At 65.0% G+C, this 24,879-nt stretch carries 28 protein-coding genes and 1 pseudogene; 20 read left to right on the top strand and 9 right to left on the bottom strand.

Translation table 11 applies throughout. From position 1 onward, the window contains the following. Position 1: 1 nt before the first annotated feature. From AC2FL1_RS08280 to selD, 6 genes are read left to right on the top strand one after another with little or no spacing between them, the layout of a single operon-like run. Complete coding sequence (locus tag AC2FL1_RS08280; RefSeq protein ID WP_234138862.1) at positions 2-361, top strand: Na+/H+ antiporter subunit C; 360 nt, start codon at positions 2-4, stop codon at positions 359-361. Further along, a complete protein-coding gene (locus AC2FL1_RS08275; RefSeq protein ID WP_496876589.1) occupies positions 358-1,905 on the top strand; it encodes a monovalent cation/H+ antiporter subunit D in 1,548 nt (515 codons plus the stop codon). Before AC2FL1_RS08280 ends, AC2FL1_RS08275 begins: the two co-directional genes overlap by 4 nt. Next, the gene (locus AC2FL1_RS08270; RefSeq protein WP_496824707.1) at positions 1,902-2,399 is read left to right on the top strand and encodes a Na+/H+ antiporter subunit E; all 498 of its coding nucleotides are present in this window, start codon (positions 1,902-1,904) and stop codon (positions 2,397-2,399) included. Before AC2FL1_RS08275 ends, AC2FL1_RS08270 begins: the two co-directional genes overlap by 4 nt. Continuing rightward, a complete protein-coding gene (locus AC2FL1_RS08265) occupies positions 2,396-2,668 on the top strand; it encodes a K+/H+ antiporter subunit F (RefSeq protein ID WP_235776030.1) in 273 nt (90 codons plus the stop codon). The genes AC2FL1_RS08270 and AC2FL1_RS08265 overlap by 4 nt, the downstream gene beginning before the upstream one ends. A 7-nt stretch (positions 2,669-2,675) precedes the next feature. Next, on the top strand, positions 2,676-3,062 hold the full coding sequence (locus tag AC2FL1_RS08260; protein WP_496876588.1) for a Na+/H+ antiporter subunit G: 387 nt from the start codon (positions 2,676-2,678) through the stop codon (positions 3,060-3,062). Positions 3,063-3,066: 4 nt separating this feature from the next. Further along, positions 3,067-5,226, top strand: a complete 2,160-nt coding sequence (gene selD, locus AC2FL1_RS08255) for a selenide, water dikinase SelD (RefSeq protein WP_496876587.1) — start codon at positions 3,067-3,069, stop codon at positions 5,224-5,226. Positions 5,227-5,382: 156 nt separating this feature from the next. Here selD and mnmH read toward each other — a convergent pair whose 3' ends face one another. The 3 genes from mnmH to AC2FL1_RS08240 are packed head-to-tail and all read right to left on the bottom strand — an operon-like array spanning position 5,383 to position 7,777. Continuing rightward, the gene (gene mnmH / locus AC2FL1_RS08250; RefSeq protein ID WP_496876586.1) at positions 5,383-6,435 is read right to left on the bottom strand and encodes a tRNA 2-selenouridine(34) synthase MnmH; all 1,053 of its coding nucleotides are present in this window, start codon (positions 6,433-6,435) and stop codon (positions 5,383-5,385) included. 37 nt (positions 6,436-6,472) lie between these two features. After that, positions 6,473-7,138 (bottom strand): SOS response-associated peptidase, encoded by a 666-nt coding sequence (locus AC2FL1_RS08245; RefSeq protein ID WP_496824712.1) that lies wholly within the window; start codon positions 7,136-7,138, stop codon positions 6,473-6,475. 9 nt (positions 7,139-7,147) lie between these two features. Then, positions 7,148-7,777 (bottom strand): glutathione S-transferase family protein, encoded by a 630-nt coding sequence (locus AC2FL1_RS08240; protein ID WP_496876585.1) that lies wholly within the window; start codon positions 7,775-7,777, stop codon positions 7,148-7,150. A gap of 141 nt (positions 7,778-7,918) precedes the next feature. On the opposite strand from AC2FL1_RS08240, the gene AC2FL1_RS08235 reads away from it, so the two are divergent. Continuing rightward, positions 7,919-9,655 (top strand): sulfotransferase family protein, encoded by a 1,737-nt coding sequence (locus tag AC2FL1_RS08235; protein ID WP_496876584.1) that lies wholly within the window; start codon positions 7,919-7,921, stop codon positions 9,653-9,655. Positions 9,656-9,670: 15 nt separating this feature from the next. Here AC2FL1_RS08235 and AC2FL1_RS08230 read toward each other — a convergent pair whose 3' ends face one another. Beyond that, complete coding sequence (locus AC2FL1_RS08230) at positions 9,671-11,245, bottom strand: bifunctional metallophosphatase/5'-nucleotidase (protein ID WP_496824718.1); 1,575 nt, start codon at positions 11,243-11,245, stop codon at positions 9,671-9,673. 116 nt (positions 11,246-11,361) lie between these two features. On the opposite strand from AC2FL1_RS08230, the gene AC2FL1_RS08225 reads away from it, so the two are divergent. The 4 genes from AC2FL1_RS08225 to arsC are packed head-to-tail and all read left to right on the top strand — an operon-like array spanning position 11,362 to position 13,524. Then, complete coding sequence (locus AC2FL1_RS08225) at positions 11,362-11,700, top strand: DUF952 domain-containing protein (RefSeq protein WP_496824719.1); 339 nt, start codon at positions 11,362-11,364, stop codon at positions 11,698-11,700. Further along, on the top strand, positions 11,697-12,128 hold the full coding sequence (locus AC2FL1_RS08220) for a DUF1330 domain-containing protein (protein ID WP_496876583.1): 432 nt from the start codon (positions 11,697-11,699) through the stop codon (positions 12,126-12,128). The genes AC2FL1_RS08225 and AC2FL1_RS08220 overlap by 4 nt, the downstream gene beginning before the upstream one ends. Beyond that, entirely contained in the window at positions 12,125-13,183 is a 1,059-nt protein-coding gene (locus AC2FL1_RS08215) for a quinone-dependent dihydroorotate dehydrogenase (RefSeq protein WP_496876582.1), read from the top strand. The genes AC2FL1_RS08220 and AC2FL1_RS08215 overlap by 4 nt, the downstream gene beginning before the upstream one ends. Next, positions 13,180-13,524: an arsenate reductase (glutaredoxin) gene (gene arsC, locus AC2FL1_RS08210; RefSeq protein WP_496876581.1), complete on the top strand. Its 345-nt coding sequence runs from the start codon at positions 13,180-13,182 to the stop codon at positions 13,522-13,524. Before AC2FL1_RS08215 ends, arsC begins: the two co-directional genes overlap by 4 nt. Here arsC and AC2FL1_RS08205 read toward each other — a convergent pair. The 3 genes from AC2FL1_RS08205 to AC2FL1_RS08195 are packed head-to-tail and all read right to left on the bottom strand — an operon-like array spanning position 13,508 to position 15,779. Then, the gene (locus AC2FL1_RS08205; RefSeq protein WP_496876580.1) at positions 13,508-14,833 is read right to left on the bottom strand and encodes an MATE family efflux transporter; all 1,326 of its coding nucleotides are present in this window, start codon (positions 14,831-14,833) and stop codon (positions 13,508-13,510) included. The genes arsC and AC2FL1_RS08205 overlap by 17 nt on opposite strands. A gap of 6 nt (positions 14,834-14,839) precedes the next feature. Continuing rightward, on the bottom strand, positions 14,840-15,358 hold the full coding sequence (locus AC2FL1_RS08200; RefSeq protein ID WP_234138847.1) for a PaaI family thioesterase: 519 nt from the start codon (positions 15,356-15,358) through the stop codon (positions 14,840-14,842). A gap of 1 nt (position 15,359) precedes the next feature. Next, entirely contained in the window at positions 15,360-15,779 is a 420-nt protein-coding gene (locus AC2FL1_RS08195) for a PaaI family thioesterase (RefSeq protein WP_234138846.1), read from the bottom strand. 117 nt (positions 15,780-15,896) lie between these two features. Here AC2FL1_RS08195 and AC2FL1_RS08190 point away from each other — a divergent pair, with 117 nt between their 5' ends. The 9 genes from AC2FL1_RS08190 (at position 15,897) to AC2FL1_RS08150 (ending at position 24,098) form a co-directional block, all read left to right on the top strand. Next, positions 15,897-16,265 carry a MerR family transcriptional regulator gene (locus tag AC2FL1_RS08190; RefSeq protein ID WP_234138845.1) on the top strand — a complete coding sequence of 123 codons (369 nt, stop codon included), beginning with the start codon at positions 15,897-15,899 and terminating at the stop codon, positions 16,263-16,265. 119 nt (positions 16,266-16,384) lie between these two features. After that, positions 16,385-16,579 carry a hypothetical protein gene (locus AC2FL1_RS08185; RefSeq protein WP_234138844.1) on the top strand — a complete coding sequence of 65 codons (195 nt, stop codon included), beginning with the start codon at positions 16,385-16,387 and terminating at the stop codon, positions 16,577-16,579. Between the two features lie 218 nt (positions 16,580-16,797). Beyond that, the gene (locus AC2FL1_RS08180; protein WP_234170547.1) at positions 16,798-17,199 is read left to right on the top strand and encodes a MerR family transcriptional regulator; all 402 of its coding nucleotides are present in this window, start codon (positions 16,798-16,800) and stop codon (positions 17,197-17,199) included. A 44-nt stretch (positions 17,200-17,243) separates the two neighbouring features. Then, positions 17,244-19,025, top strand: a complete 1,782-nt coding sequence (locus AC2FL1_RS08175) for an acyl-CoA dehydrogenase C-terminal domain-containing protein (RefSeq protein ID WP_496876579.1) — start codon at positions 17,244-17,246, stop codon at positions 19,023-19,025. Between the two features lie 52 nt (positions 19,026-19,077). After that, a complete protein-coding gene (locus tag AC2FL1_RS08170) occupies positions 19,078-19,290 on the top strand; it encodes a hypothetical protein (protein WP_234143398.1) in 213 nt (70 codons plus the stop codon). Between the two features lie 265 nt (positions 19,291-19,555). Continuing rightward, positions 19,556-20,194 carry a glutathione S-transferase family protein gene (locus tag AC2FL1_RS08165; RefSeq protein WP_234138841.1) on the top strand — a complete coding sequence of 213 codons (639 nt, stop codon included), beginning with the start codon at positions 19,556-19,558 and terminating at the stop codon, positions 20,192-20,194. A 10-nt stretch (positions 20,195-20,204) separates the two neighbouring features. Then, on the top strand, positions 20,205-21,416 hold the full coding sequence (locus tag AC2FL1_RS08160) for an acetyl-CoA C-acetyltransferase (RefSeq protein WP_496876578.1): 1,212 nt from the start codon (positions 20,205-20,207) through the stop codon (positions 21,414-21,416). Next, positions 21,416-21,904 carry a cupin domain-containing protein gene (locus AC2FL1_RS08155; protein WP_496876577.1) on the top strand — a complete coding sequence of 163 codons (489 nt, stop codon included), beginning with the start codon at positions 21,416-21,418 and terminating at the stop codon, positions 21,902-21,904. The genes AC2FL1_RS08160 and AC2FL1_RS08155 overlap by 1 nt, the downstream gene beginning before the upstream one ends. Beyond that, on the top strand, positions 21,897-24,098 hold the full coding sequence (locus AC2FL1_RS08150; protein ID WP_496876576.1) for a 3-hydroxyacyl-CoA dehydrogenase NAD-binding domain-containing protein: 2,202 nt from the start codon (positions 21,897-21,899) through the stop codon (positions 24,096-24,098). Before AC2FL1_RS08155 ends, AC2FL1_RS08150 begins: the two co-directional genes overlap by 8 nt. 81 nt (positions 24,099-24,179) lie before the next feature. Here the strand turns inward: AC2FL1_RS08150 and AC2FL1_RS08145 are convergent, their stop codons facing one another. Together AC2FL1_RS08145 and AC2FL1_RS08140 are read right to left on the bottom strand one after the other, a co-directional pair. Beyond that, the gene (locus tag AC2FL1_RS08145) at positions 24,180-24,305 is read right to left on the bottom strand and encodes a hypothetical protein (protein ID WP_275671883.1); all 126 of its coding nucleotides are present in this window, start codon (positions 24,303-24,305) and stop codon (positions 24,180-24,182) included. Positions 24,306-24,790: 485 nt separating this feature from the next. Beyond that, positions 24,791-24,879 (bottom strand): annotated as a pseudogene (locus AC2FL1_RS08140) (IS5/IS1182 family transposase); the annotation flags it as partial.

The following is a 24,879-nucleotide window of genomic DNA, read 5'->3' as shown; positions in this document are numbered from 1 at the left end:
GATGGAAGCGCTTCTTGCATCCGCCGTGGGCGTTCTGACCGCCGCCGGCATTTTCCTGATCCTGCGCCGGCGCACCTTTCCGGTGATCCTGGGCCTGTCGCTGCTGACCTATGCGGTCAACGCGTTCCTCTTCGCCACCGGGCGGCTCGCGCTCAACGCGCCGCCGGTACTGAACAAGTACAAGGAGGTCGCCTATACCGATCCGTTGCCGCAGGCACTGGTGCTGACGGCAATCGTGATTTCGTTCGGGATGACGGCGGTGATCGTGATGATCGCGCTCAGCGCCTATCTGTCGTCGCGCGATGACCGGATCGACATGAGCGCGCAGGACAGTGTCGACGCGGCGGGAGAGGACGCATGAACCACTGGATCATCGCCCCCATCGTGCTGCCCGCGCTGCTGGCGCCCTTCATCATCATGGTGCTGCGCTATCACCTTGATTTGCAGCGCATCTTTTCGGTCGCGGGCACCGTCGGCCTGGTCGGTATCGCGCTGACGCTGACCGCGCAGGCCTCGACCGGCGTTGTTCAAGTCTATGAGCTGGGGAACTGGCCCGCGCCCTTTGGTATCGTGCTGGTGCTCGACCGGATGTCGGCGCTGTTCGTGCTGCTGACATCTCTGCTGGCACTGGTCGTGGTGCTTTATGCGATGGGATCGGGTTGGGACAAGCGCGGGCGGCATTTCCACCCGCTGTTCCAGTTCCAGCTGATGGGGGTCTGCGGCGCCTTTCTGACCGGCGACGCCTTCAACCTGTTTGTGTTCTTCGAGGTGTTGCTGATCGCCTCTTACGGGCTGATGACCCATGGTGGCGGCGCGGTGCGGCTCAAGGCCGGGGTGCAATATGTCACCTATAACCTGCTCGGCTCGACCCTGTTCCTGTTCGCGCTCGGTACGCTTTATGCGGTGACCGGCACGCTGAACATGGCCGATCTGGCGGTGCGGGTGGCCGAACTGCCACCCGAGGATACCGCCCTGCTGCGCGTGGGGGCTGTCCTGCTGCTCCTGGTGTTCTGCATCAAGGCCGCGGTGCTGCCGCTGCATTTCTGGCTACCGGCGAGCTATGCCAATGCGCCGCTGCCGGTGGCGGCATTGTTTGCGATCATGACCAAGGTCGGCGCCTATGCCATCCTGCGCATGTATACGATGGTCTTTGGCCCCGATCTGGCGATTGCCGAGGGGCTGGCGGGCGCTTGGCTGCTGCCTGCCGCTCTGATCACGCTTGCGGTGGGCGCCATTGGTATCCTGGGCACCCAGCATATCGCTCGACTGGCGGCCTTTGGCGCCATCGCCTCGATGGGAACATTGTTGATCGCGGTCTCGCTGTTCACCCCGCAGGCCACGGCGGCGGCGCTGTATTACGCGGTGCATTCGACCCTGGCGGCCGCGCTGCTGTTCCTGGTCGCCGATCTGGTGATGGAGCGTCAGGGCGGGCGCATTGACGGCATGCCGCCGATGGCGCAATCCGGCCTGATCGCGGTGCTGTTCTTTATCGGTTCGATCGCGCTGGCCGGGATGCCACCACTGTCGGGCTTCGTCGGCAAGCTGCTGGTGATGGACGCCGCGCGCGATGCGGGAGATTTCGCCGCGATCTGGGCGGTGATCCTGATCAGCTCGTTCATCACCATCGTCGGGCTGGCACGAGCGGGGTCGCTGATCTTCTGGCAAAGCCATGACGAGCGCCACAATACCGAGCCGGACCCGGAAAACGAGGATGAGGTGATCAACCTGCCCGCACCCGAGCCGATGCCCGGTCTGACCTATTCCGCCGTGTTCGGCCTGGTTGCCGGACTCGCGGCGGTCACCCTCTTTGCCGGACCGATGATGGACTATACCCGCGCCACCGCGGAACAGCTTTACGCGCCGCAGGGGTACATCGACGCCGTGCTGACGGGAGATGAAGAATGAAACTCTTGCGCCGCATCTTTCCACACCCGCATCTGACCCTGCTGTTGACGCTGGTCTGGGTGCTGCTGGCCAACGCGCCCTCGCTCAACTCGGTGCTGTTCGGGCTGATTCTGGGGATCGTGATCCCCTTCATCACCCAGCCCTACTGGCCGGACCGACCCAAGCTGCGCAACTGGCCGATGGTGGTGGAATATATTCTGGTCGTGCTCTGGGATATCGTGGTGGCCAATGTCACCGTGGCCAGCATCATCCTGTTCAAGCGCGACGCAGACCGCAAACCGGCCTGGATCTCGATCCCGCTGGAACTGCGCAGCCCCGAGGCGATCACCGTGCTCGCAGGCACCATCACCATGACCCCCGGCACCGTCAGCTGCGACCTGTCCGAGCGCGGCCTGAACCTGCTGGTGCATTGCCTGGACGCGCCCGACCCGGAGGCAGTGCGCGACGAGATCAAGCAGCGCTATGAACGCCGCCTGAAGGAGATTTTCGAATGATCCTGACCTATGCGATCTATTTCACCTTTGCCTGTTTCGGCGCGGCGATCATGATGTGCCTGTGGCGGATCATCACCGCCGACGGGGTCGGTACACGGGTGCTGGCGCTGGATACGATGGTTATCAACACCATCGCGCTGATGATCCTCTATGGCCTGGCCATCGGCAGCGAGATCTTCTTCGAGGCGGCCATGATCATCGCCATGCTGGGTTTTGTTTCAACCGTGGCCTATGCGCGCTTCATGCTGCGCGGCAATATCATCGAGTGAGGGCAGCATGGAACAATTCTGGGAAATCGCCATCGCCTTCTTCCTGATCGTGTCAGGGGTGTTCGGCTTTGTCGGCTCGTTCGGGATGATCAAACTCAAGGACCCGATGTCGCGCCTGCACGCGCCGACCAAGGCCACCACGTTGGGGGTGGGCGGGGTCCTGATCGCCTCGATCCTGCATTCTCTGACGCTCGAGGATCACATCTCGCTGCATGAATTGCTGATCACGCTGTTTCTGTTCCTGACGGCGCCGGTCACGGCGCTGTTCATTGCCAAATGGCACATTCACCGGCATGAAACGCCCGAAACCCTACCGCCGACCGGTGGGGATGGTAGATGGGCCACCCATGCGGTCGCGCCCGACGACGACACACCAGAGCATACGGCCAACTGACATCATGCACACACCGCCCCTGCCCCGCACCCGCGACCTTGTTCTGATCGGGGGCGGCCACACCCATGCGCTGGTGCTGCGCAAATGGGGGATGATGCCGCTGGCGGGCACAAGGGTGACGGTGATCAATCCCGGTCCAACCGCGCCCTATTCGGGCATGCTGCCCGGCTATGTGGCCGGTCACTATGAGCGCGCGGCGCTGGATATCGACCTGGTGCAACTGGCGCGCTTCGCGGGCGCGCGGGTGGTGCTGGGTGCGGCCCAGGGGATCGATCTGGACCGGCGCGAGATCCATGTGACCGGGCGTCCACCGATCAGCTTTGACGTGGCCTCGCTCAATGTCGGCATCACCTCGGCCATGCCCGAGATGGAGGGCTTTGCCGATCATGCGATCCCGGCCAAGCCGCTGGGGCCCTTCGCCGCCCGCTGGGCCGCCTATCTTGCGGGCGAGGGCCCGGCGCGGGTGGCGGTGATCGGTGGCGGCGTCGCCGGGGCCGAACTGGTGATGGCCATGGCCCATGCCCTGCGCAGCCGGGGCCGCGCGAGTCAGGTGACATTGATCGACCGCGCGCGCGTGCTGGCGGGTCTCGGCCCGCGCGCCGCCGCGCGTGTCCGCCAGGCAATGGCCGGTCTGGGCGTGACCCTGGTGGAGGGGGTCGAGATTGCCCGGATCACCGCCGAAGCGGTCGAGCTGGGCGATGGCCGCCGGGTCGAGGCCGATTTCATCACCGGCGCCGCCGGCGCGCGCGCCTATCCCTGGCTGTCCGAAACCGGGCTGGACACCAACGAGGGGTTCATCGCTGTCGATGCCTGCCTGCGTTCCAGCGACCCGGCGGTCTTTGCCGCCGGAGATTGCGCTCATCTTACCAACACGCCGCGCCCCAAGGCCGGAGTCTACGCGGTGCGCGAGGCGCCGGTCCTCTATGACAATCTGCGCGCAGCGCTGGGGGCCGGGCATCCGCGCCCCTACCGCCCGCAATCCGATTACCTCAAGCTGATCTCGCTGGGCGGCAAATCCGCCCTTGCCGAGAAATGGGGCCGTGTCTTTGCGGGGCCCGCCATGTGGCGATGGAAGGACCGGATCGACCGGACATTCATGGACCGGTTCCGTAACCTGCCGCAGATGGGCCAGCCCGCCCTGCCCGAGCTTCACAGCGCCGGGCTGAGCGAGGCGCTGGGGGACAAACCGCTTTGCGGCGGCTGCGGTGCCAAGGTGGGGCGCGCCGCCCTGCGCGCGGCGCTGGCGCCACTGCCGGGCGCGGTACGCAACGATATCACCCCGCTGCCCTGCGACGACGCGGCGCTGCTGTCAACTGGCGGTGTCCTGCAGGTAATGACCTCGGACCACCTGCGCGCCCTGGTCGAGGATCCAGTGCTGATGACCCGCATCGCGGCCCATCACGCGCTGGGCGATATCTGGGCCATGGGCGCGGCGCCGCAGGCGGCCACCGCCACGGTGATCCTGCCGCGCCTGTCACCCGAGCTGCAACAGCGCAGCCTGGCCGAGATCATGGCCGCCGCAACCGAGGTGATGCGCGCCGCCGGGGCCGAGATTGTCGGCGGCCACAGCTCGGTCGGGGACGAGTTGACCATCGGGTTTACCCTGACAGGCCTGTGCACGCAGGCCCCGATCACTCTGGCGGGTGGAAAACCCGGCGATGTATTGATCCTGACCAAACCACTGGGCAGCGGTGTGCTGATGGCGGCCGAGATGGCGGGCCGCGCGCCGGGTGCGGACGTGGCCGCTGCCTATGCCCATATGACCACAGACCAGGGCCCCGCCGCCCGCATCCTGAGTGCGGCCCATGCGATGACCGATGTTACGGGCTTCGGCCTTGCCGGCCACCTGCACGGGCTGTGCGAGGCCTCGGGCACCGGGGCGGAGCTTGACCTTGCGGCGGTGCCCCTGATGACCGGCGCGCTGTCGCTGTCCGAGGCGGGTTACCGCTCGTCGATATTCGGCGAAAACCGGATGCTGGTACCGGAATTGCCCGCCACCGGCGCGGCGGCGCTGCTCTTTGACCCACAAACCGCGGGCGGCCTGCTGGCCGCTGTCGCGCCCGGTCAGGCCCACGCCTGCCTCGCGGCGCTGTTAAAGGCAGACTACCCCGCCGCCCGGATCGGCTCGCTGACCGAAACGCCTGGCCTGCGCCTCGCCCGCTGACGGGGGGCCAGCCCCCCGCCGCCCGTTGCGGGCGACTCCCCCCGGAGTATTTCCAACCAGAAAGAAGCAGCAGAGGCTCAGCCCTTCATTTCGCCCCAAATACTCCGGGGGAGTCGCGGCCCGCCGCGACGGGGGCAGCGCCCCCACTTGCAGCAGTCAGAGGTTATCCAGCGCTGCGGCCACCTGTTCCGCCAGCGCCGCAATGCCTGCATCGTCGAGTGTGTCAGACCGCAGACACGCCGCAACCTGCACCGCATGGCTGGCGCGGGATTTGCGATAGGCCGGGTCGTAATGCTGCTCCATCAGGGCGCGAGTGACCCCGTGTTTGTCACCTGCCGCGACCAGGGCCAGCCAGCCCTCGACCACCGCATGCCCCCGGTGATAGCGCAGCGGGTCGAGCCGGGCGGTCAGGGTCTCGGCATCCGACAGGATATCGTCATAGGCGGCGGTGAGATAGGCGGTGCGGGCGGCGACCGGGGCCTCGATCTCGATCCGGGGCGCGGCACAAAGCGCGGCCCAAAGGCTGGGCGGCAGGATCCGTTCGCCAATCTTGGAGCTTTCCGCCTCGACCACCACCGGGCGCGCTGGGTCGAGCCTGCACAGCGCCGCCGCCAGCGCCGATTCGAACGCCTTCTGCCCAGGTTGGCCGCCGGGACGCGCCCCCAGCAGCGAACCGCGATGATTGGCCAGCCCTTCGAGGTCCAGCATCTGGACGCCCAGCGCCGGCAGCCGGGCCAGGATTTCGGTCTTGGCGGTGCCGGTGAACCCATCAAGCGCCACCAGCCTGTGCGGCAGCGGATCGTCGTAGAGGTACCGGTTCACTAGTCGGCGATAGCTGCGGTACCCGCCCGCCACCACCTCGGCCCGCCAGCCGATCTGTTGCAGCATCCAGGTGAACGAGCCGGACCGCTGCCCGCCACGCCAGCAATAGACCAGTGGTCTCCAGTTGCCCTCGTGATGGGACAGGCTCTGCTCCACATGGGTCGCGGCGTTGCGGAACACCAGCGCCGCGCCCAGCTTGCGCGCCAGAAACGGGCTTTGCTGCTTGTAGATGGTACCGACGCGGGCGCGTTCTTCGTTATCCAGCACCGGCAGGTTGATCGCGCCGGGCAGGTGATCCTCGGCAAATTCCGCCGGGCTGCGAACGTCGATGACGGCGTCATTGCCATGCGCATAGAGCTGCGGGAGCGTGGTGAATTCAAGAGCCATGCGCGCGGTGTAGCGCCCTTTGCGAACGGGCGAAAGATCACCCGTCGAAGGGTTCGATCAAATCCGGCCCACTGGCGCGGTTCGAATTCACCGCCGGGTCGACGCGGTGATAGTCCAGCACCTCCTCGGCGCCGGGATGCATCAGCCGGGCAGCGCCATGGCCCGCCTCCCCCAGCCAGAGCGGCCAGTCTTCGGTTTCCAGGATCAGCGGCATCCGGTGATGCAGCTTACCCAGATGATTGTTGGCGGCGGTGGTGACGATGGCGCAGGTGGGCTGGCGCGCGCCCTCGGGTCCCCAGTCCTGCCAGATCCCGGCAAAGGCGATCGGCGCACCGTCGCGGCGATGGATGTACCAGGGCAGGCGCACGTCTCCGCTCGGTCGCGTCCATTCATAGAATCCCGTGGCCGGGATCAGGCAGCGTCGCTGGCGGCAGGCGGCACGAAAGGCAGGTTTCTCGGCCAGCGTCTCGGCCCGGGCGTTGATCAGCAGCGGGCCATCGGTTTCGGTCTTGTACCAGTGCGGCAGGAAGCCCCAGCGCATCGCCAACAGGTGTCGCCCGCCCGGCCCCGCCCGCACCACATGCACCGGGTTGGTCGGGCAGATATTGTAGTTCGGCACCGATGGCAGGTCATTGGCCGGCTGCGCCTGAAACAGGCGCGCCATGGCGTCGCTGGGCAGGGTATTGGCGATCCGTCCGCACATGGCGGCAGGTTACGAGGCCGCCTGCACCTTGGCCAGCACCTCTTGCATCTGAGCCTCGGCGATCTGCCAGGCCGGCAGTGCTTCGACCGCAGCGATCCAGCGGTGGATATTGGCAAAGCCGTCCAGCGGATACTGGCACTGATCGCGCAGGCTGAGGATGCAGGCGACCGAGATGTCGGCCAGCGTTACCCCGTCGCCAACCAGCCAGTCGCGCCCGGCCAGATGCGTATCGAGAACGGCCGCGTATCTGGCGGTCTGCGTGGTGGCGGCTTCCAGATCGGCATCCATCTGGCCAAAGATATGGTGGCTGATAAACGGCGAGAGCGCAGGCGTCCAATGCGCAGTCTCCCAGTACTGCCAGCGCAGGATATCATAGCGGATCTCGGATTTCGGCCAAAGCGCGGTTTCCGTCTCGGCACAGAGCCGGGCCATGATGGCGTTCGATTCCCAAAGCGTGCTGCCGTCATCAGATTCCAGCACCGGCACCGTGGCATTTGGGTTGAAGGCAACAAAACCCGGGGCGTGCTGTTCACCAGTGGCGAGATTGACCATCTCGAGCGGCAGGTTCAGACCCAGATGGGCGTTGACCACAAGCACCTTGCGAGAGTTCGGGGACGGAGGAAAGACATGCAATTTCATGGGGCACCTTTTATTTAACTATTACGTTAATTGTATGATCTTCCCGCCCTGCGTCAACCCGCGTGTCCAAGGCCGCGGCGGTTGCGGCCCCGCGCCTTGCACCCTAAACCTGTGCTCATCTTGTAACGGAGACAGTTTAAGGTGCAGAACGACATCTCTCAGGCACAGCGCGCCGTCCAGGGCGGCGACTTCCGCACCGCTCAACGACTGGCCCGCAAGGGGTTGAAAGCCGACAAGACACATCCCGGCTGGATGAACATCGCCGGGATCGCCGAATGCGGCCTGGGCCGGCACAAGGCCGGACTGCCGCATTTCCAGCTGGCGTTGAAGCTTGCCCCCGATTTCCAAGACGCCCGGCGGAACCTGGCACAAACGCTGGTGCTGTTGGGCCGCACGGACGAGGCCGACATGCATCTGCGGCGGCTGACCGATGCGAACCCGCAGGACGCTGGGGCCTGGGCGCTGCTGGCGCAGGTTGGAATGGCACGGGGCGATGACGTGGCAGCGAAAGCTGCGGTGGACCGGGTCATCGCGCTGTTTCCGGGGCAGGCGCGCGGGTATCTGCTGCGGGCACGGCTGTTGGTACAAACAGGTGACGAGGCGGGGGTACTGGCCGATCTCGAACGCGCGGCAGAGCTGGAACCAGGCAATGTCGAGGCGCTGATTGCGCTGTCGCTGCCGCTGGCGCGTGCCGACCGGCCGGAAGCGGCGCGTGCGGCGGCAGAGCAGGCGGTGGCACTGGCCCCGGACCATGTTCCGGCACGGCTGGCGCTGGCGATGCGGCTGGTGGAGCAGGGTCAGACCGAGGCCGCCAAGGAACAGTACCGGGCGGTGCTGGAGATTACGCCGGGACAACCTGAGGCGTTGGAGCAACTGGCGCAGATCAATTCAGGTGCGGAAAACGCCGCTTTGATCCCACAGGCGCTGGCGGCGCTGAAGGCCGCCGATGACAGCGGCCCGGCCAAGGGGCAGTTGCATTTCGCGTTGGCCCGGATCGCCGCGCAAGCGAGAGACGAGGACGGGTTTGCCAAACACCTGACCCGTGCCAATGCCACGATGGCACGGCTGATGCCCTATGACGCCGGGGCCGACACGCGGCTGAGCGAGGCGCTGATGGCGCGGTTTGAACCGGGCGCGGACTATGACGGACCTGGCGACGGTGTGGCGCCGGTCTATGTGCTGGGCCTGCCGCGATCCGGCACCTCTCTGACCGAGGCGATGCTGGGAGCGCATCCGGCGGTCCATCCGCTGGGCGAGCGCATCGCGCCGGGTCGGCTGCTGGCCCCCTTGATCAACGGCAGCCTGCCATTCGATGATCAGGCCCGCGCGACCTTCCGCCAAGGTGAGGCCGAGAGCCTGCCCGCCCTGCCCGACGGCACCCGGTTCTATACCGACAAGATGCCCGAGAACTATCGGCTGGTGGGGTTCCTGCTGACGGCGCGGGCGGATGCGCGGGTGATCCACCTGCGGCGCGACCCGCGCGATTTGGCGCTGTCGCTGTGGCAGGCGCATCTGGCAGGCTCGGCGCTGAACTATGCCTATGACTTGAGCGCCATGGCGCATCGATTCAACCTTTATGCCCGGATGATGGCGCATTGGCATGCCGTGTTCCCGGGCCGCATTCTGGATCTGGCTTACGAGGATCTGGTGGCGGATGTGGAGGGCGCCAGCCACCGGCTGGCCGCACATCTGGGTCTGGACTGGGTGCCCGAGATGGCGCGACCCGATCAGGCGGCAGGCCAGGTGCTGACACTCAGCGCCAGCCAGTTGCGCCAGCCGGTGCATATGCGCTCGGTCGGCAAATGGCGCAAGCACGAGGTCATGCTTGCGCCCTTCATCGCGGGGCTCGACCCCCGGCTCTGGCCCGAATTGGGCTAGGTCGGGGTCTGCCGCTTACTTCTTGGTGATCCGCCCGTCCACATAGGGTTGATAAGGCGCATTGGCGGCAAGATACTCTGCTGTCACATCTGCAAGATCGGGCCCGTAGTCATAGGCGTTCTTGTCATCGCCCGAGAACATGGCATAGCCGTCGCCACCATTGCGGACATAGTTGTTGGTCACCACCAGATAGGTCCCTGCCGGGTCAAGCGGCACATACCCGTCCTCGCTGGCCACCATAACCTCGACAACGCGACTGCCCGGCGCCTGGGCACCGTCCCAGGTAAACGTGATGCCCGAGACCTGCGGGAAGCGTCCCGCGCCCTCTTCAACCTGGCTGACACCATTTTCCAGCGCCTCGACGATGAGGGCCCCGGAGGCCTCGAAGGTCGCCAGCGTATTCTGGAACGGCAGCACGGTCAGCACCTCGCCCATGGTCACGTCGCCCGCGTCGATCGATGCGCGCAGGCCGCCCGAATTGGCGATGGCGATGGTGACACCCTGATCGGCGACGCGCTCCAGCATGGCGTCAGTGACCAGATTGCCCATCTGGCATTCCTGCACCCGACAGACATCGCGGCTGCCTTCGATGGGGGCTGCGGCGTTTGCGACGACCTTGTTGCGGATCTCTTCGAGCGGCACGGCCAGTTCCTGGATGCGTGCGACGGTGGCGGCGTCCTCGGATACGGCGGCGTCCATGATCAGCGGCTCGCCCACCGCCTCGGTGACGTTTCCGGCGTCATCAAAGGTGACGTTCAGCTCGCCAAGGAACTTGCCATAGGCATAGGCCTGAACGATCTGCACCCCGTTGACCACGGTGGGATAGGGGCCCGAGGCCTTGTCCGAGACATTGGACAGGTAGGTGTTCGAATGCCCGCCCACGATCACATCGACACCACTTGTTTCCGCCGCGACGCGCTGGTCGGTGCCATACCCCGAATGGCTGAGCACGATGATCTTGTTCACGCCCTCGGCGGTCAGCCGGTCGACCTCGGCCTGCACGGCAGGCACCGGGTCCGAGAACGAAATATTCGGGCCGGGGCTGGCCAGTTCATGGGTATCCTCGGGCGTCAGGCCGATAAGGCCGATCTTTTCACCACCCTTCTCGATCACCGTCGACTTCAACAGCTTGGTGGCCAGCAGTTCCTCGCCGCTGAAATCGGCATTGGACATCAGGACCGGAAAGCTTACCGCATCCATGAAACCGCGCAGCACCTCGGGGCCGTCGTCGAATTCGTGGTTGCCCACGGTCATCGCGTCATAGCCGAGCTTGTTCATGAACTCGGCCGCAACCTTGCCCTTGTAATAGGTATAGAACAGCGTGCCCTGGAACTGGTCGCCGCCATCTACCAAGATTGCGTTTCCGGCTCGCGCGCGCGCGGCCTCGATCGCGGTGACCAGACGGGCGGTGCCACCGAAACACTTGCCTTCGGCATTGTCTTCGGCCCCGCAGCCGCTGTCATACTTGCTGATCGGCTCGAACCGGGCGTGGAAATCATTGGTGTGCAGAATGGTCAGCTTGTACTCGGCGGCGGCCATGCCCGCGGTCAGGCCCAGCGCCGCGACCGAAGTCAGAAAACGGGTGATCATCGAATTGCTCCCTGTTGTTATTGCGCGCGATGGTGCGCGCGGAATTGAGCGGAGTCAAAGGTCTCGTGAGGGAAATCGCGCTTGATTCCTCTCCCTGCCCAAGGCATCACCGGGCCATGCTGATCTACAAGATTTTTCGCGCCGACGAATGGGCGGCGCTGGAGCGTGACGGCCAGAGTGCCGGGGCGCCGGTGGACCTGGCCGACGGGTTCGTGCATTTCTCGACCGCCCAGCAGGCGGCGGAAACGGCGGCGAAACATTTCGCCGGGGCCGAGGGGCTGGTTCTGCTGGCCTGCGAGGCGGACGCCATGGACGATGCGCTGAAATGGGAAGTGTCGCGCGGCGGCGCGCTGTTTCCGCATCTTTACCGCGAATTGCGGCTCTCGGATGTGGTCTGGTCGCAGCCGCTGCCGCTGGTGGATGGAGTGCATCAGTTCCCGCAGGAGATGACATGACAGGCTATATCGACCCCGACCGCGCCCAGTTCGAGGCCTTCAAGGTGCTGGATCGCGACCACCCGATCGAGATGCTGAACCTGGTGAAGTTCCGCGACCACGCCGCCTATCCCGAGGGCCATGCGCTGGGTGGTGCCGGGCTGAGCGGGGCCGAGGCCTATCGCAATTATGGCCGCGAGACTGCGCCGATCATCGCGCGGCTGGGCGCCTCGATCGTCTGGCGCGGCGCATTCCAGTCCGTGTTGATCGGCCCCGGCGACGAGGTCTGGGACGAGATGTTCATCGCCCGCTATCCCAGCGGACATGCGTTTCTGGAGATGGTGACCGATCCCGCCTATCGTCAGGCGGTGGTCCACCGGCAGGCGGCGGTCGCAACCTCGCGCCTGATCCGCACCAAACCCGGCATAGGGGGCACAAGCTTCGGATGAAGATGATCGAGAGATTGGGGCTGGCGGCCCTGCACCGGATGGACCCGGAAACCGCGCACGGGCTGTCGATCAAGGCGTTGAAGGCGGGGCTGGTGCCCCTGCCCGGCCCGGTCACCTCACCCCGTTTACGCACCCGTGTAGCGGGGCTGGACCTGCCCAACCCGGTGGGGCTGGCGGCTGGATTCGACAAGAATGCCGAGGCGCTGGCACCGCTTTCGCGCGCAGGCTTCGGGTTTGTCGAGGTGGGGGCGGCCACGCCGCGCCCGCAGCCGGGCAACCCGCGCCCGCGCCTGTTCCGCCTGACCGAGGATCGCGCCGCGATCAACCGGTTCGGATTCAACAACCAGGGGATGGAGGCGATTGCCGCGCGGCTTGCCAAACGCCCTAGCGATGCGGTGATTGGCCTCAACCTGGGGGCCAACAAGGACAGCACCGACCGGCCCGGCGATTTCGCCCGCGTGCTGGCGCATTGCGCCGCGCATCTGGATTTCGCGACGGTCAACGTCAGCTCTCCCAACACCGAGAAGCTGCGCGACCTGCAAGGGCGCGCGGCGCTGACGGCGCTGCTTTCCGGCGTGATCGAGACGCGCGATGCGCTGGCGCGACCGATCCCGGTGTTCCTGAAGATCGCGCCGGACCTCAGCGAAGACGAGGTCGCCGATATCGCCGCTGTCGCGCGCGATACGCGCGTGGATGCGGTGATTGCCACCAACACCACCCTGTCGCGCGAGGGGCTGCACAGCGCCCACAAGGATGAGGCGGGCGGGCTGTCGGGCGCGCCGCTGTTTGACAAATCGACCCGCGTTCTGGCGCGACTGTCGGCGCTGACCGACGGGACGATCCCGCTGATCGGCGTGGGCGGCATCAGCAATGCCGAACAGGCCTATGCCAAGATCCGCGCCGGCGCGTCGGCGGTGCAGTTCTATACCGCCATGGTCTATGGCGGTCTGGCGCTGGCGAGTGAGATCGCGCAGGGGCTTGATGCGCTTTTGGCGAGGGACGGCTTCGCCTCGGTCGCCGAGGCGGTGGGAACCGGAAGAAAGGACTGGCTGTGATCGAATACTGGCACAACCCGCGCTGTACCAAGTCGCGGCAGGGTCTGGCGCTGCTGGAAGAGCGCGGCGCAGAAATCGAACTGCGCCGCTATCTGGAGGATGCGCCCAGCCTTGAGGAGCTGCGCGCCACCCAGGCGGCGCTGGGGGTTGCCGCCATCGACATGATGCGCACGGGCGAGGCGCGGTTCAAGGAACTCGGTCTAAGCAAGAGCGACCCCGACGCGGTGCTGCTGGCTGCCATGGCGGAAAACCCGGTGCTGATAGAACGCCCGCTGGCGATCAAGGGAGACCGGGCGGTGATCGGGCGCCCGCCCGAGGACCTGCTCAGCCTGCTGGACTGACCGCCGCGCGCTCCAGCGCCGGATAGCGCAGGCCCAGCGTGATCCCGCGCGCGACAAAGGAAATCGTCAGCGCCATCCACAGGCCATGATTGCCGTAGGGCTCGATCAGCAGCCAGACGGCGGCAAAATAGATCGCCGCCGAGAGTGCCATCATGTTGCGCATGTCGGCCGAGCGGGTGGCGCCGATAAAGATACCATCGAACATCACCAGCGCCAGCATCAGAAGCGGCGCCGCCACCATCCACGCCAGATAGCCGCGCGCCGCCAGTTGCACCGCCGGATCCTTGGTCATCACGTCGATCAGCCAGGGGCCAAGCGCCCAGAACACCACCGCCAGCAACAGTGCCAGCACCATTCCCCAGAGGCTGGTCATCCACGCCGCGCGCCTGAGTCGGGCCACGGCACCGGCGCCAAAGGCCTGCCCCACCAGCGACTCGGCGGCAAAGGCAAAACCGTCGAGCGCATAGCCGGTGATATGGACGAATTGCAGCAGCACCTGATTGGCCGCCAGCGTCACGTCGCCGAACCGGCCGCCCAGCAGCAAGAAGCTGACAAAGATCGCCTGGAGCAGCATCGAGCGGATCAGGATATCGGTATTGACCACCGCCATGCGGCGCAGGCGAGCCGCCTCGAACACACGCGCCCAGTCGCGCCAGCGCGGGTTCAGAAAGGCATCGCGGCAGAGCCAGAGGCCAAAGGCGAGCCCGGTCCACTCGGCCAGAAAGGTGGCAAAGGCAACCCCGTTGACGCCCCAGCCGAGGCCAAGCACGAACCACAGGTCCAGCCCCATGTTGAGCCCGTTCATCCACAGTTGCAGCACCAGCACCGCGCGGGTGCGCTCCAGCGCGATCAGCCAGCCGGTGATGCCGTAGATGGCGATGGCGGCAGGCGCCGACCAGATGCGGATGGACATGTAGCCGCGCGCCAGCGTCTCGACCTCGGCGCTGGCCGGGCTGACGGCCAAGGCGCCCCAGTAGATCGGCAATTGCAGCAGAATGAGCACAATGCCGCCCGCCACACCGATCATCAGCGAGCGGGTCAGCAGGGCAGCAACCTCGCCCTCTTGCCCTGCCCCATGGGCCTGCGCAGTCAGCCCGGCGGTGCCCATGCGCAGAAAGCCGAAGATCCAGTAGATCGCCGACAGGATGATCGCGCCGACGCCAACGGCGGCGATGGGCGCGGCCTGAGGGATCTGCCCCACCACGGCGGTATCCACCGCGCCAAGGATCGGCACGGTCATGTTGGCCAGCATGATCGGAACGGCGATCTTCAGAACCCGCTGATGCGTGATCGGGGCCGCGTCGGACATGTACGCTCAGCTTTCGGGTTTGGGATCCTGCGGCATCAGGAAATGCCCGGTCCCCTGCGCATAGAGCTTGTCGTGGTGGTCCTGCCAGGCCTCGACCCGGACCGAGGCATAGCGCCGCCCGGCCCGGCTGATATAGGCGCGCGCATAGGCGTCGCGCGGCAGGCCCGAGCGCAGGTAGTCGATGGTAAAGTCGATGGTCTTGGGAAAGCGCATATTCTCGTCGGTCAGGATATCCTCGGGCGCCAGGTCACCGCTCTCGATCCGTTCAAACAGATGCGCCCAACTGAGGGTGATGATTGCCGTCACCTCGAGAAAAGCCGCCGTCACCCCGCCATGGATGGCAGGCAGGAACGGGTTGCCGATCAGCTTGTCATCGAAATTCAGCACCCCTGTCAGCTCGTCCCCGCGCCGGTCGAAGGTGATGCCCAGAAAGCGGATATAGGGCACCCCGCTGACAAGTGCGTTCAACGCGGCATCGCGGCGCTGCTTGACCACCTGCATCGGTTCGGGACGGGTCCGGGCCATCTCAGCGCCCCTCCACGGTAAAGGCGCCTGCGGCTGTGGCGACGGGACGGTCGGTATCGTCATCGGTGGCCACCGCACGCACAAAGGCGACGTTGCGGGTGATATGATGACAGGTGGCGCGAGTGGTGATGGTCTGCCCCGGGGTCGCGGCCCGCATGTAGTCGATCCTGAGGTCGATTGTCGCAGTTCCGCCCGGCGCTGCGGGGTGACTCATGACTGCGGCGCCGCAGCAGGTGTCCAGCATCGCCGACACCGCGCCGCCATGAATGACGCCGGTACGCGGATCGCCCACCAGATCGGGGTTGTAGGGCATGGAAATCTCGGCCTCGCCCTGACCGATATGGGTCAACTCCAGCCCCAGCGCCTTGGCATGGGGTATCGCCTGGATGAATTGCCGGGCCAGTTTCACCTTGTCTGTCATGCGCTTGCGATCCCGCCTTAGTTCCGCTCCTTTATGAGCAGGCCGCGACACAAAGGGCAAGCCCGGCTGTTGCGCTGGAATTCGCAAGCCCCTAGGTTGCGGGCAAGGAGATTGGACATGCCCGAGACGCGTTTGTCATTCAAGGAGATGTGCGCCGAGTTCGACGTGACCCCGCGCACGCTCAGATATTACGAGTATATCGAACTCCTCCAGCCCGACCGCGAGGGGCGCGCCCGCTATTACGGCGCCCGCGAACGGGCGCGGATGAAGCTGATCATGCGCGGCCGACGCTTTGGATTTGCGCTGGAAGAAATCCGTCAGTGGCTGCTGATCTACGAGGACGAAGGCAACCAGGCGCAGATGACCGCCTTTGTCGAAATGGCCGACCGCCAGATGAACGAATTGCGCCTGCAACAGCAGCAACTGGAAGAAGCCATGAGCGAGTTGCAGCAGCTGCGTGAACAAACCGCCAAAGGCATCAAGTAAACCGCTCCTTGCCGCAAACGTGATCCGGGCGCGCGCGCCGATGGGTTGCCTTTGATCCCTGCCTGGCGCAGGCTTGAACCCTCCCGCCCCTGTCGGCGGGGCCTGAGCGGGAGGATCAGATGCCGAACCCTGCACTCCTTGTGACCCTGATGATCGCGGCCATTGCACTGGCGGCCTGTGATCCCGGTCCAACCGGCTATGGCACCGCGCCTGCCGGCGTCGATCAGGCGCAATGGGACCGCGAGATCGCCGCCCGCCGTCAGGCGCGCAGCGACTTCTACCGCGGGCCACGCGGCGGTGCCACCGGACGCTGATTCCGCAGCTTTACCGTCGGTACCGGCCGCGAAACGCAGCTCGGACGCGGCTTCCGCTGGGTAAGGAAATGTCGTCAAACGCGCCTTCCGCGACTTGATCTTACGTCAGCAAAAAAGTGACGTGACGTTCAGCTTACGTCAACGTCAACTGAATGTTGTAAACGGCGGGCAAGCTGATCACCTCTCTGCCATGACGCCAGCGACGAGAGATTGAGAGAATGACCGAAGACCTGATGACCATCCGCGAAATGTGCGACGCCTATGACGTGACGCCGCGCACGTTGCGGTTCTACGAATCCAAGGAGCTTCTGTTCCCGGTCCGGGAAGGTCAGAAGCGCCTGTTCACCAAACGTGACCGCGCCCGGCTCAAGCTGATCCTGCGTGGCAAACGGTTCGGCTTCAGCCTTGAGCAGATCCGCCAGCTGCTGGATCTCTATCACGTGGGCGATCAGCAGCACATGCAGCTGAACCGCACCTACGAGATCGCGCACGAGCGGCTTGCAGATATGGAAGCCCAGCGCGACGAGCTGACCCAGGCCATCGACGACCTGCGCGAACAGCTGCGCTGGGGCGAGAAGGTGCTTGCCTCGATGAAAGACACCAAGAAGGCGGCCGAATAAGCCGCCTGATCCGACACCAGACCCACGACTTCAGGGAGCCACCCATGCCCATCTATACCGCCCCCACCAAAGACACGCAGTTCATCCTGCACGACGTTCTCAAGGTCTCGCAATCCGACACCCCCGGCTATGCCGAACTGGACGCCGATTTCACCGGCGCCGTGCTGGAAGAGGCCGGCAAGATAGCCACGAACGTGCTGCACCCGCTGAACGCGGTGGGCGATACCGAGGGCTGCCGGCTGGAAAACGGCGTGGTCTATACGCCGACCGGCTTCAAGGACGCCTTTGAACAGGTCAAGGAAGGCGGCTGGACCGGGCTGGACATGCCCGAGCAATATGGCGGCCAGAACATGCCCCAGGTGATCGGCACCGCGGTGGGCGAGATGTTCTCGGCCTCGAACCAGGCCTTTACCATGTATCAGGGCCTGACCCATGGCGCCGCCTCGGCGATCCTGGCCCATGGCACCGACGCGCAGAAGGACACCTATCTGCCCAAGATGGTGTCCTGCGAATGGACCGGCACCATGAACCTGACCGAGCCCCATTGCGGCACCGATCTGGGCATGATGCGCACCAAGGCCGAGCCGCAAGGCGACGGCTCCTACAAGATCACCGGCCAGAAAATCTTCATCTCGTCGGGCGATCACGACATGGCCGACAACATCGTGCACCTGGTGCTGGCCAAGATCACCGGCGGCCCCGAGGGCATCAAGGGTGTGTCGCTGTTCATTGTCCCCAAGTTCATGGTGAACGAGGATGGCACACTTGGCGCCCGCAACGCGGTCTCGGTCGGCAAGATCGAGGAAAAGATGGGCATCCACGGCAACTCGACCTGCGTGATGAACTATGACGGCGCCACCGGCTATCTGCTGGGCGAGGAACACAAGGGCATGCGCGCCATGTTCACCATGATGAACGAGGCCCGGCTGGGTGTCGGCATGCAGGGCCTGGCCCAGGCCGACGCCGCGTACCAGAACGCGCTGGAATATGCCAAGGACCGGCTTCAGGGCCGCGACGTGACCGGGGTCAAGAACCCCGAGGGCCCGGCCGACCCGCTGATCGTGCACCCAGACATCCGTCGCAACCTGATGGATCAGAAGAGCTTCACCGAGGGCGCCCGCGCCTTCCTGCTGTGGGGCGCAACCCTGATCGACGCCGCCCACCGCGCCGGCGACAAGGATGCGGACGGGCTGGTCTCGCTGCTGACCCCGGTGATCAAAGGTTTCCTGTCCGATCAGGGCTATGACATGACCGTGCAGGCCCAGCAGGTCTATGGCGGCCATGGCTACATCGAGGAATGGGGCATGTCGCAATACACCCGCGACGCCCGTATCGCGATGATCTACGAAGGCGCCAATGGCGTGCAGGCGCTGGATCTGGTGGGCCGCAAGCTGGCCCAGGACGGTGGCAAGCACGTGATGGCCTTCTTCGAGCTGGTCAAGAGCTTCTGCAAGCAAAACGCCGGTCAGGACGAGGCCTATGACAAGGCGTTCATCGAACCGCTGAAAGCGGCGTCCAAGGATCTTCAGGCCGCTGGCATGTACTTCATGCAGAACGGCATGAAGAACCCCAACAACGCGCTGTCGGGCTCCTATGACTTCATGCACATGTTCGGCCACGTCTGCCTGGGCCTGATGTGGGCGCAGATGGCCAAGGCCGCCCGTGCCGCGCTGGCTGGCGGCGCCTCGGACACCGCTTTCTATGAGACGAAGATCGCGACCGGGCGTTACTACATGGCCCGCCGCCTGCCCGCCACCGCCATGCACCTGGCCCGCATCCAGACCGGCGCCGAAACGGTCATGGCCCTGGACGCGGCGAACTTCTAAGCTGCCGGGTGGGCAGCGATGCCCACCCACCCCAGCCCGACAGGAGAGCCCGATGCCGAAACGTTTCCGCCTGACCCGCCGCTTCCCGGTTGCGATGACCGAAGACGGCTATCGCCGCCTCAAGAGCTTCTCGCGCGAGGCCGGTCTGGACGAAGGCGAGGCGTTGTCCTTTCTGTTCGAGAATTTCAACAGCGTGATCAACGAGGAGAATCTGACCCACCGGCTGCGCCTGTTCAACGCCGAGCTCGACGACCGCAAGCGGTAGAAAACGCCTTCGGCGAGCGTATTTGCAGCGGAATGAAGAACACACCTGTCCCCCCCTCCGGCCCAGCCAACACGCGGGACTCGGACAGAACGACGGGCCTTCATTCCGCGTGGTCATCGGCTCTCCAGCCTGTACCGCAGCCGGAAACAGACCAGATTAAGCTTGTTACCCGGTAACGAGGCCCCTGCTTCATTTCGCCGGAAATACTCCACGGGAGTGCGGGGGTGTGAAACCCCCGCCGCGACATTGGCCAAGGGAGGCAATGATGACGATCAAACTCTACTGCTTCGGAGAAAGCGGCAATTCCTACAAGGCGGCGCTGGCGCTGCAACTCTCGGGTCTGGACTGGGAACCGGTCTTTGTCGACTTCTTCGGAGGTGAGACCCGAACGCCCGAGTATCGCGCCAATATCAACGCGCTGGGCGAGGCGCCGGTGCTGGTCGATGGCGATTTCAAGACCGGGCAATCTGGCGCGATCCAGGCCTATGTGACCGAGGCATCCGGCAAGTTCGGCGGCAAGACCCGTGAAGAGAATTACGAGATCCTGCGCTGGGTGCTGTGGGACAACCACAAACTCAGCTCGATGGCCGGGCTGACCCGTTTCCTGATGAACTTCCTGCCAGAGGACAAACGCCCGCAAGAGGTGATCGCGTTCAACCAGGGCCGGCTCAAGGCCGCCTATGCCACGCTGAACGCCCATCTGGAGGGCCGCGACTGGATCGTGGGCGATGGCCCCACCAATGCCGATCTCAGCTGCTGCGGCTATCTCTATTATCCCGAACCTTTCGGCTTTGACCGCGCCGACTGGCCCCATATCGACGCCTGGCTGGACCGCATCGCCGCCCTGCCCGGCTGGAAACACCCCTATGACCTGATGCCCGGCAACCCGTCGGATCGCGCTTGAGGAGACCAAGATGACCGAAGCTTATATCTATGACGCCGTGCGCACCCCGCGCGGCAAGGGCCGCAAAGACGGCAGCCTGCACGAGGTGACCTCGGTGCGCCTCAGCGCGCTGACGCTGAACGCGCTGAAAGAGCGCAACAATCTCGAAGGTCACGCGGTCGAGGACGTGATCTGGGGCAACGTGACCCAGGTGATGGAACAGGGCGGCTGCCTGGCGCGGACCGCGGTGCTGGCCTCGGATCTCGACCAGTCGATCCCGGGCCTTGCCATCAATCGGTTCTGTGCCAGCGGCATGGAGGCGGTGAACCTGGCCGCCAACCAGGTACGTGGCGGCGCGGGCGATGCCTATATCGCCGGCGGGGTCGAGATGATGGGCCGCGTGGCCATGGGCAGCGACGGCGCCGCCATCGCCGTCGATCCCAGCATCGCGATGGAGACCTATTTCGTGCCGCAGGGTATCTCGGCGGATATCATCGCCACCGAATACGGCTTCACCCGCGACCAGGCCGACGCGCTGGCGATGGAAAGCCAGCGCCGCGCCAAGGAGGCCTGGGACGAGGGCCGCTTTTCCAAATCGGTCATCACCGTGCGCGACCAGAACGGGCTGACCATCCTCGACCATGACGAATACATGCGTCCGGGCACCGACATGCAGTCGCTGGGTGGCCTCAACCCCGCCTTCCAGATGATGGGCGAGCAGATGCCCGGCTTCGACAAGATCGCGATGCTGAAATACCCGCATCTGGAGCGGATCAACCATATCCACCATGCGGGCAATTCCTCGGGCATCGTGGATGGGGCCGCTGGCGTGCTGATCGGCAACAAGGAATTTGGCGAGAAATACGGGCTGAAGCCGCGCGCGCGCATCAAGGCCACCGCCAAGATCGGCACCGACCCGACCATCATGCTGACCGGCCCGGTGCCGGTGACAGAGAAGATCCTGGCCGATAACGGCATGACGATCGGTGACCTCGACCTGTTCGAGGTGAACGAGGCCTTTGCCTCGGTCGTCCTGCGCTTCCAGCAGGCGTTCGATGTCGACCCGGCGCTGGTCAACGTCAACGGCGGCTCGATCGCGATGGGTCACCCGCTGGGCGCCACCGGCGCGATCATCATCGGCACCCTGCTGGACGAGTTGGAGCGTCGCGACCTGGAAACCGGTCTGGCAACGCTCTGCATCGCCTCCGGCATGGGCGCAGCCACGATCATCGAGCGCGTGTGATGCCGAAACTGGACCTCGACAGTATCGAACGGCGTATCGGCTCGGTCTATCCGGGTCGGCTGAACGCGGCCATGGATGGCCGCTCCAGCCTGCGCCTGGGCGATGCCGGCGGGCTCAGCCAGTTTGGTGTCAACCTTGTACGGCTGGAACCCGGGGCGATGTCGTCGCTGCGCCATTACCACATGGAGCAGGACGAGTTCGTCATGGTGACCGAGGGTGCGCTGGTTCTGGTCGACGATCAGGGCGAGCATCCGATGGTCCCGGGCGACTGCGCCGCCTTTCCCGCTGGCGACCCGAACGGGCACCAGTTCGTCAATCGCACCGATGCGCCCGCCACCTTCCTGGTGGTGGGCACGCGGACCCCGACCGAGACCGCTTATTACAGCGATATGGACATGATGGTGAAACAGGATGCCTCGGGCTTCGCTTTCACCCGCAAGGATGGCAGCCCGCTGACGGCTGACCAGATCGGAGACGACAATGAGTGATTTTACGCTGACCAAGGACGCCGACGGCGTCGCCTTCATCACCTGGGACGCCCAAGGCAAGTCGATGAACGTGATGACCCGCGAGGCCTTTGAACTGGTCGACAGCCTGGTCGATCAGGCGCTGGCCGATGACGAGGTCAAGGGCATCGTCATCACCAGCGGCAAGTCCGACTTTGCCGGTGGCATGGACCTGAACACGCTGGCCGTGATCCGCGAGGAAGCGGGCGAAAACCCGGCGCAGGGCCTGTTTGACTTTGTCATGGGCGGCCACCGCATCATGCGCAAGCTGGAACTGGCGGGCATGGACCCCAAGACCAAGAAGGGCGGCAAGCCGGTGGCCTGCGCCATCAACGGCACCTGCGCCGGGATCGGCACCGAGATCGCGCTGGCCTGTCATCACCGGGTGATGACCAGCAACCCCAAGGCCAAGATCGGCCTGCCCGAGATCCTGCTGGGCATCTTCCCCGGCGGCGGCGGCACCATCCGCTATTCCCGCATGGTGGGCGCCATGGCGGCGGCCCCGGTCCTCTTGGAAGGCAAGATGATGGACCCGGCCAAGGCCAAGGGCGCGCAGATGGTCGACGCATTGGCGGATGACCCGGTTGCCGCGGCCAAGGAATGGGTGCTGAACGCCAAGGATGCCGATCTGGTCAAACCCTGGGACGCCAAGGGCTACAAGATGCCCGGCGGCGCACCCTATCACCCGGCGGGCTTCATGACCTTTGTCGGCGCCTCGGCCATGGTCAACGGCAAGACCCAAGGTGCCTTCCCTGCCCCCAAGGCGCTGCTGAGCGCCATCTACGAGGGCGCGCTGGTCGATTTCGACACCGCGCTCAGGATCGAGGCACGCTGGTTCACCCATGTGCTGATGAACCCCTCCTCCTCGGCCATGATCCGCAGCCTCTTCATCAACAAGCAGGCGCTGGAAAAAGGCGCCGTGCGGCCCAAGGACATCCCCGACCAGCGGGTCAAGAAACTGGGCGTGCTGGGTGCGGGCATGATGGGCGCGGGCATTGCGCTGGTCAGCGCGCAGGCGGGTATGGAGGTCGTGCTGATCGACCGTGACCAGGCTGCCGCCGACAAGGGCAAGGCCTATACCGAAGCTTACCTCGACAAGGGGATGAAGCGCGGCAAGGTCACCGCCGAGAAGAAAGAGGCGATGCTGGGCCTGATCACCGCCACCCCGGATCTGGACGCGCTCAAGGGCTGTGACCTGATCATCGAGGCGGTGTTCGAGGATCCGGGCGTGAAGGCCGAGATGACCAAGAAGGTAGAGGCGATCATCCCCGAGGACTGCATCTTTGCTTCCAACACCTCGACCCTGCCGATCACCGGCCTGGCCAAGGCAAGCGTGCGGCCCGAGCAGTTCATCGGCATCCACTTCTTCTCGCCGGTCGAAAAGATGCTGCTGGTCGAGATCATCAAGGGCAAGGAAACCGGACCGCGCGCGGTGGCCAAGGCGCTGGATTACGTGCGCCAGATCAAGAAGACCCCGATCGTGGTCAACGATGCGCGCTTCTTCTACTGCAACCGCTGCATCATCCCTTACGTCAACGAAGGCGCGCGGATGATCACCGAAGGCGTGTCGCCGGTGCTGATCGACAATGCGGCGCGGCAGCTGGGTTTCCCGGTGGGTCCGATCCAGCTGACCGACGAGACGTCGATCGATCTCGGCGCCAAGATCGCGCGCGCAACCAAGGCGGCGATGGGCAATGCCTATCCCGAAAGCCCGGCGGATGACCTGATCTTCTGGATGGAAGAGCTGGGCCGGATGGGCCGCAAGGCCAATGCGGGCTTCTTCGATTATGACGACAAGGGCAAGCGCACCGGCTATTGGAAAGGCCTCCAGGACAAGTATCCGCTGGCCGAGGAACAGCCCGACCTGATCGAGGTGCAGGAACGCCTGATGTTCGCCCAGGTGCTGGAAGCGGTCCGCGCGCTGGAGGAAGGCGTTCTGGAAGACATCCGCGAAGGTGACGTGGGCGCCATCCTGGCCTGGGGCTTTGCCCCCTGGTCGGGCGGCCCGCTCAGCTGGATCGACATCATCGGCACGCCCTATGCGGCGGACCGCTGCGACCAGCTGGCGGCGAAATACGGCGAGCGCTTCGCCTGCCCGCCGCTGCTGCGCGAAATGGCCGACAAGGGCCAGAGCTTCTATGGCCGCTTCGACCCCGAGGCGAAATCGGCCGCCTGACGCCCCCTGTCATGACAAAACGAAACGGCGCCCCTGCAAGGGGGCGCCGTTTGCGTTTGGGGGCGGGCTGGAAACGGGGGCTTACTTGCCCTTGGCGCGGGGGGCGACGGGGGCGGGTTTCGCCATTCCGGCGGTGGCCAGGACCTTGGGCTTTTCCTTCTTGGGCTTCTTGGCCTCGCGGTTGCCGCGATTCTTTTCCTTGGACATGGGTTTTCTCCTGACGGATCCGGCGGGCACCATGCCTGCCGGGAGGGTAGCGTGGCCGTTGCTCTGGGTGTCAGGGTTGCCTGATCCGGTCGGGTCAGGGCGATGAGACTTTCGACGCAGCAGGGGCACGGGACCTCGCGGTCAACCGCCGCCTGCATAAAGGAGTCTATGTGCCGCTCTGGGACGCCGCAAGGGGGAGGCGGGGGATGGGGGAGGTATTTTTGTGGGGATGTGTGGGCGGTGGGCAGGACTGCCCACCCTACGCTGGCTGGCTATTTCTGAAGTCGCTTATTCTTCTGTTGAACAACTGAAAAACTTCTAAACGCCAGGCGAGCAGTGGTAATCCGAACTTCAGTTGGCACAATTTGTTTAAGCGCTTCACTGGCAGTGTGGCACTCCGCTCCGATAATTATCTCTTTAAGCTTCATTCTTTCGGAGAATGGCTCGAAAAATAACCCCGTCTTAGGCTCCAGACTCATTGATTTTCAGAGCCAGAAGATGACTGCGGCGGCGAGTGCGATGGCTGATAGGAATACCTTCGGACATCTGTCGTAGCGGGTTGCGACGCGTCGCC

It is taken from the genome of Ruegeria sp. YKSF070, assembly GCF_059612725.1.
Note: the sequence above shows the minus strand (reverse complement) of the source record. Positions and strands in the feature narration are given on the sequence as shown.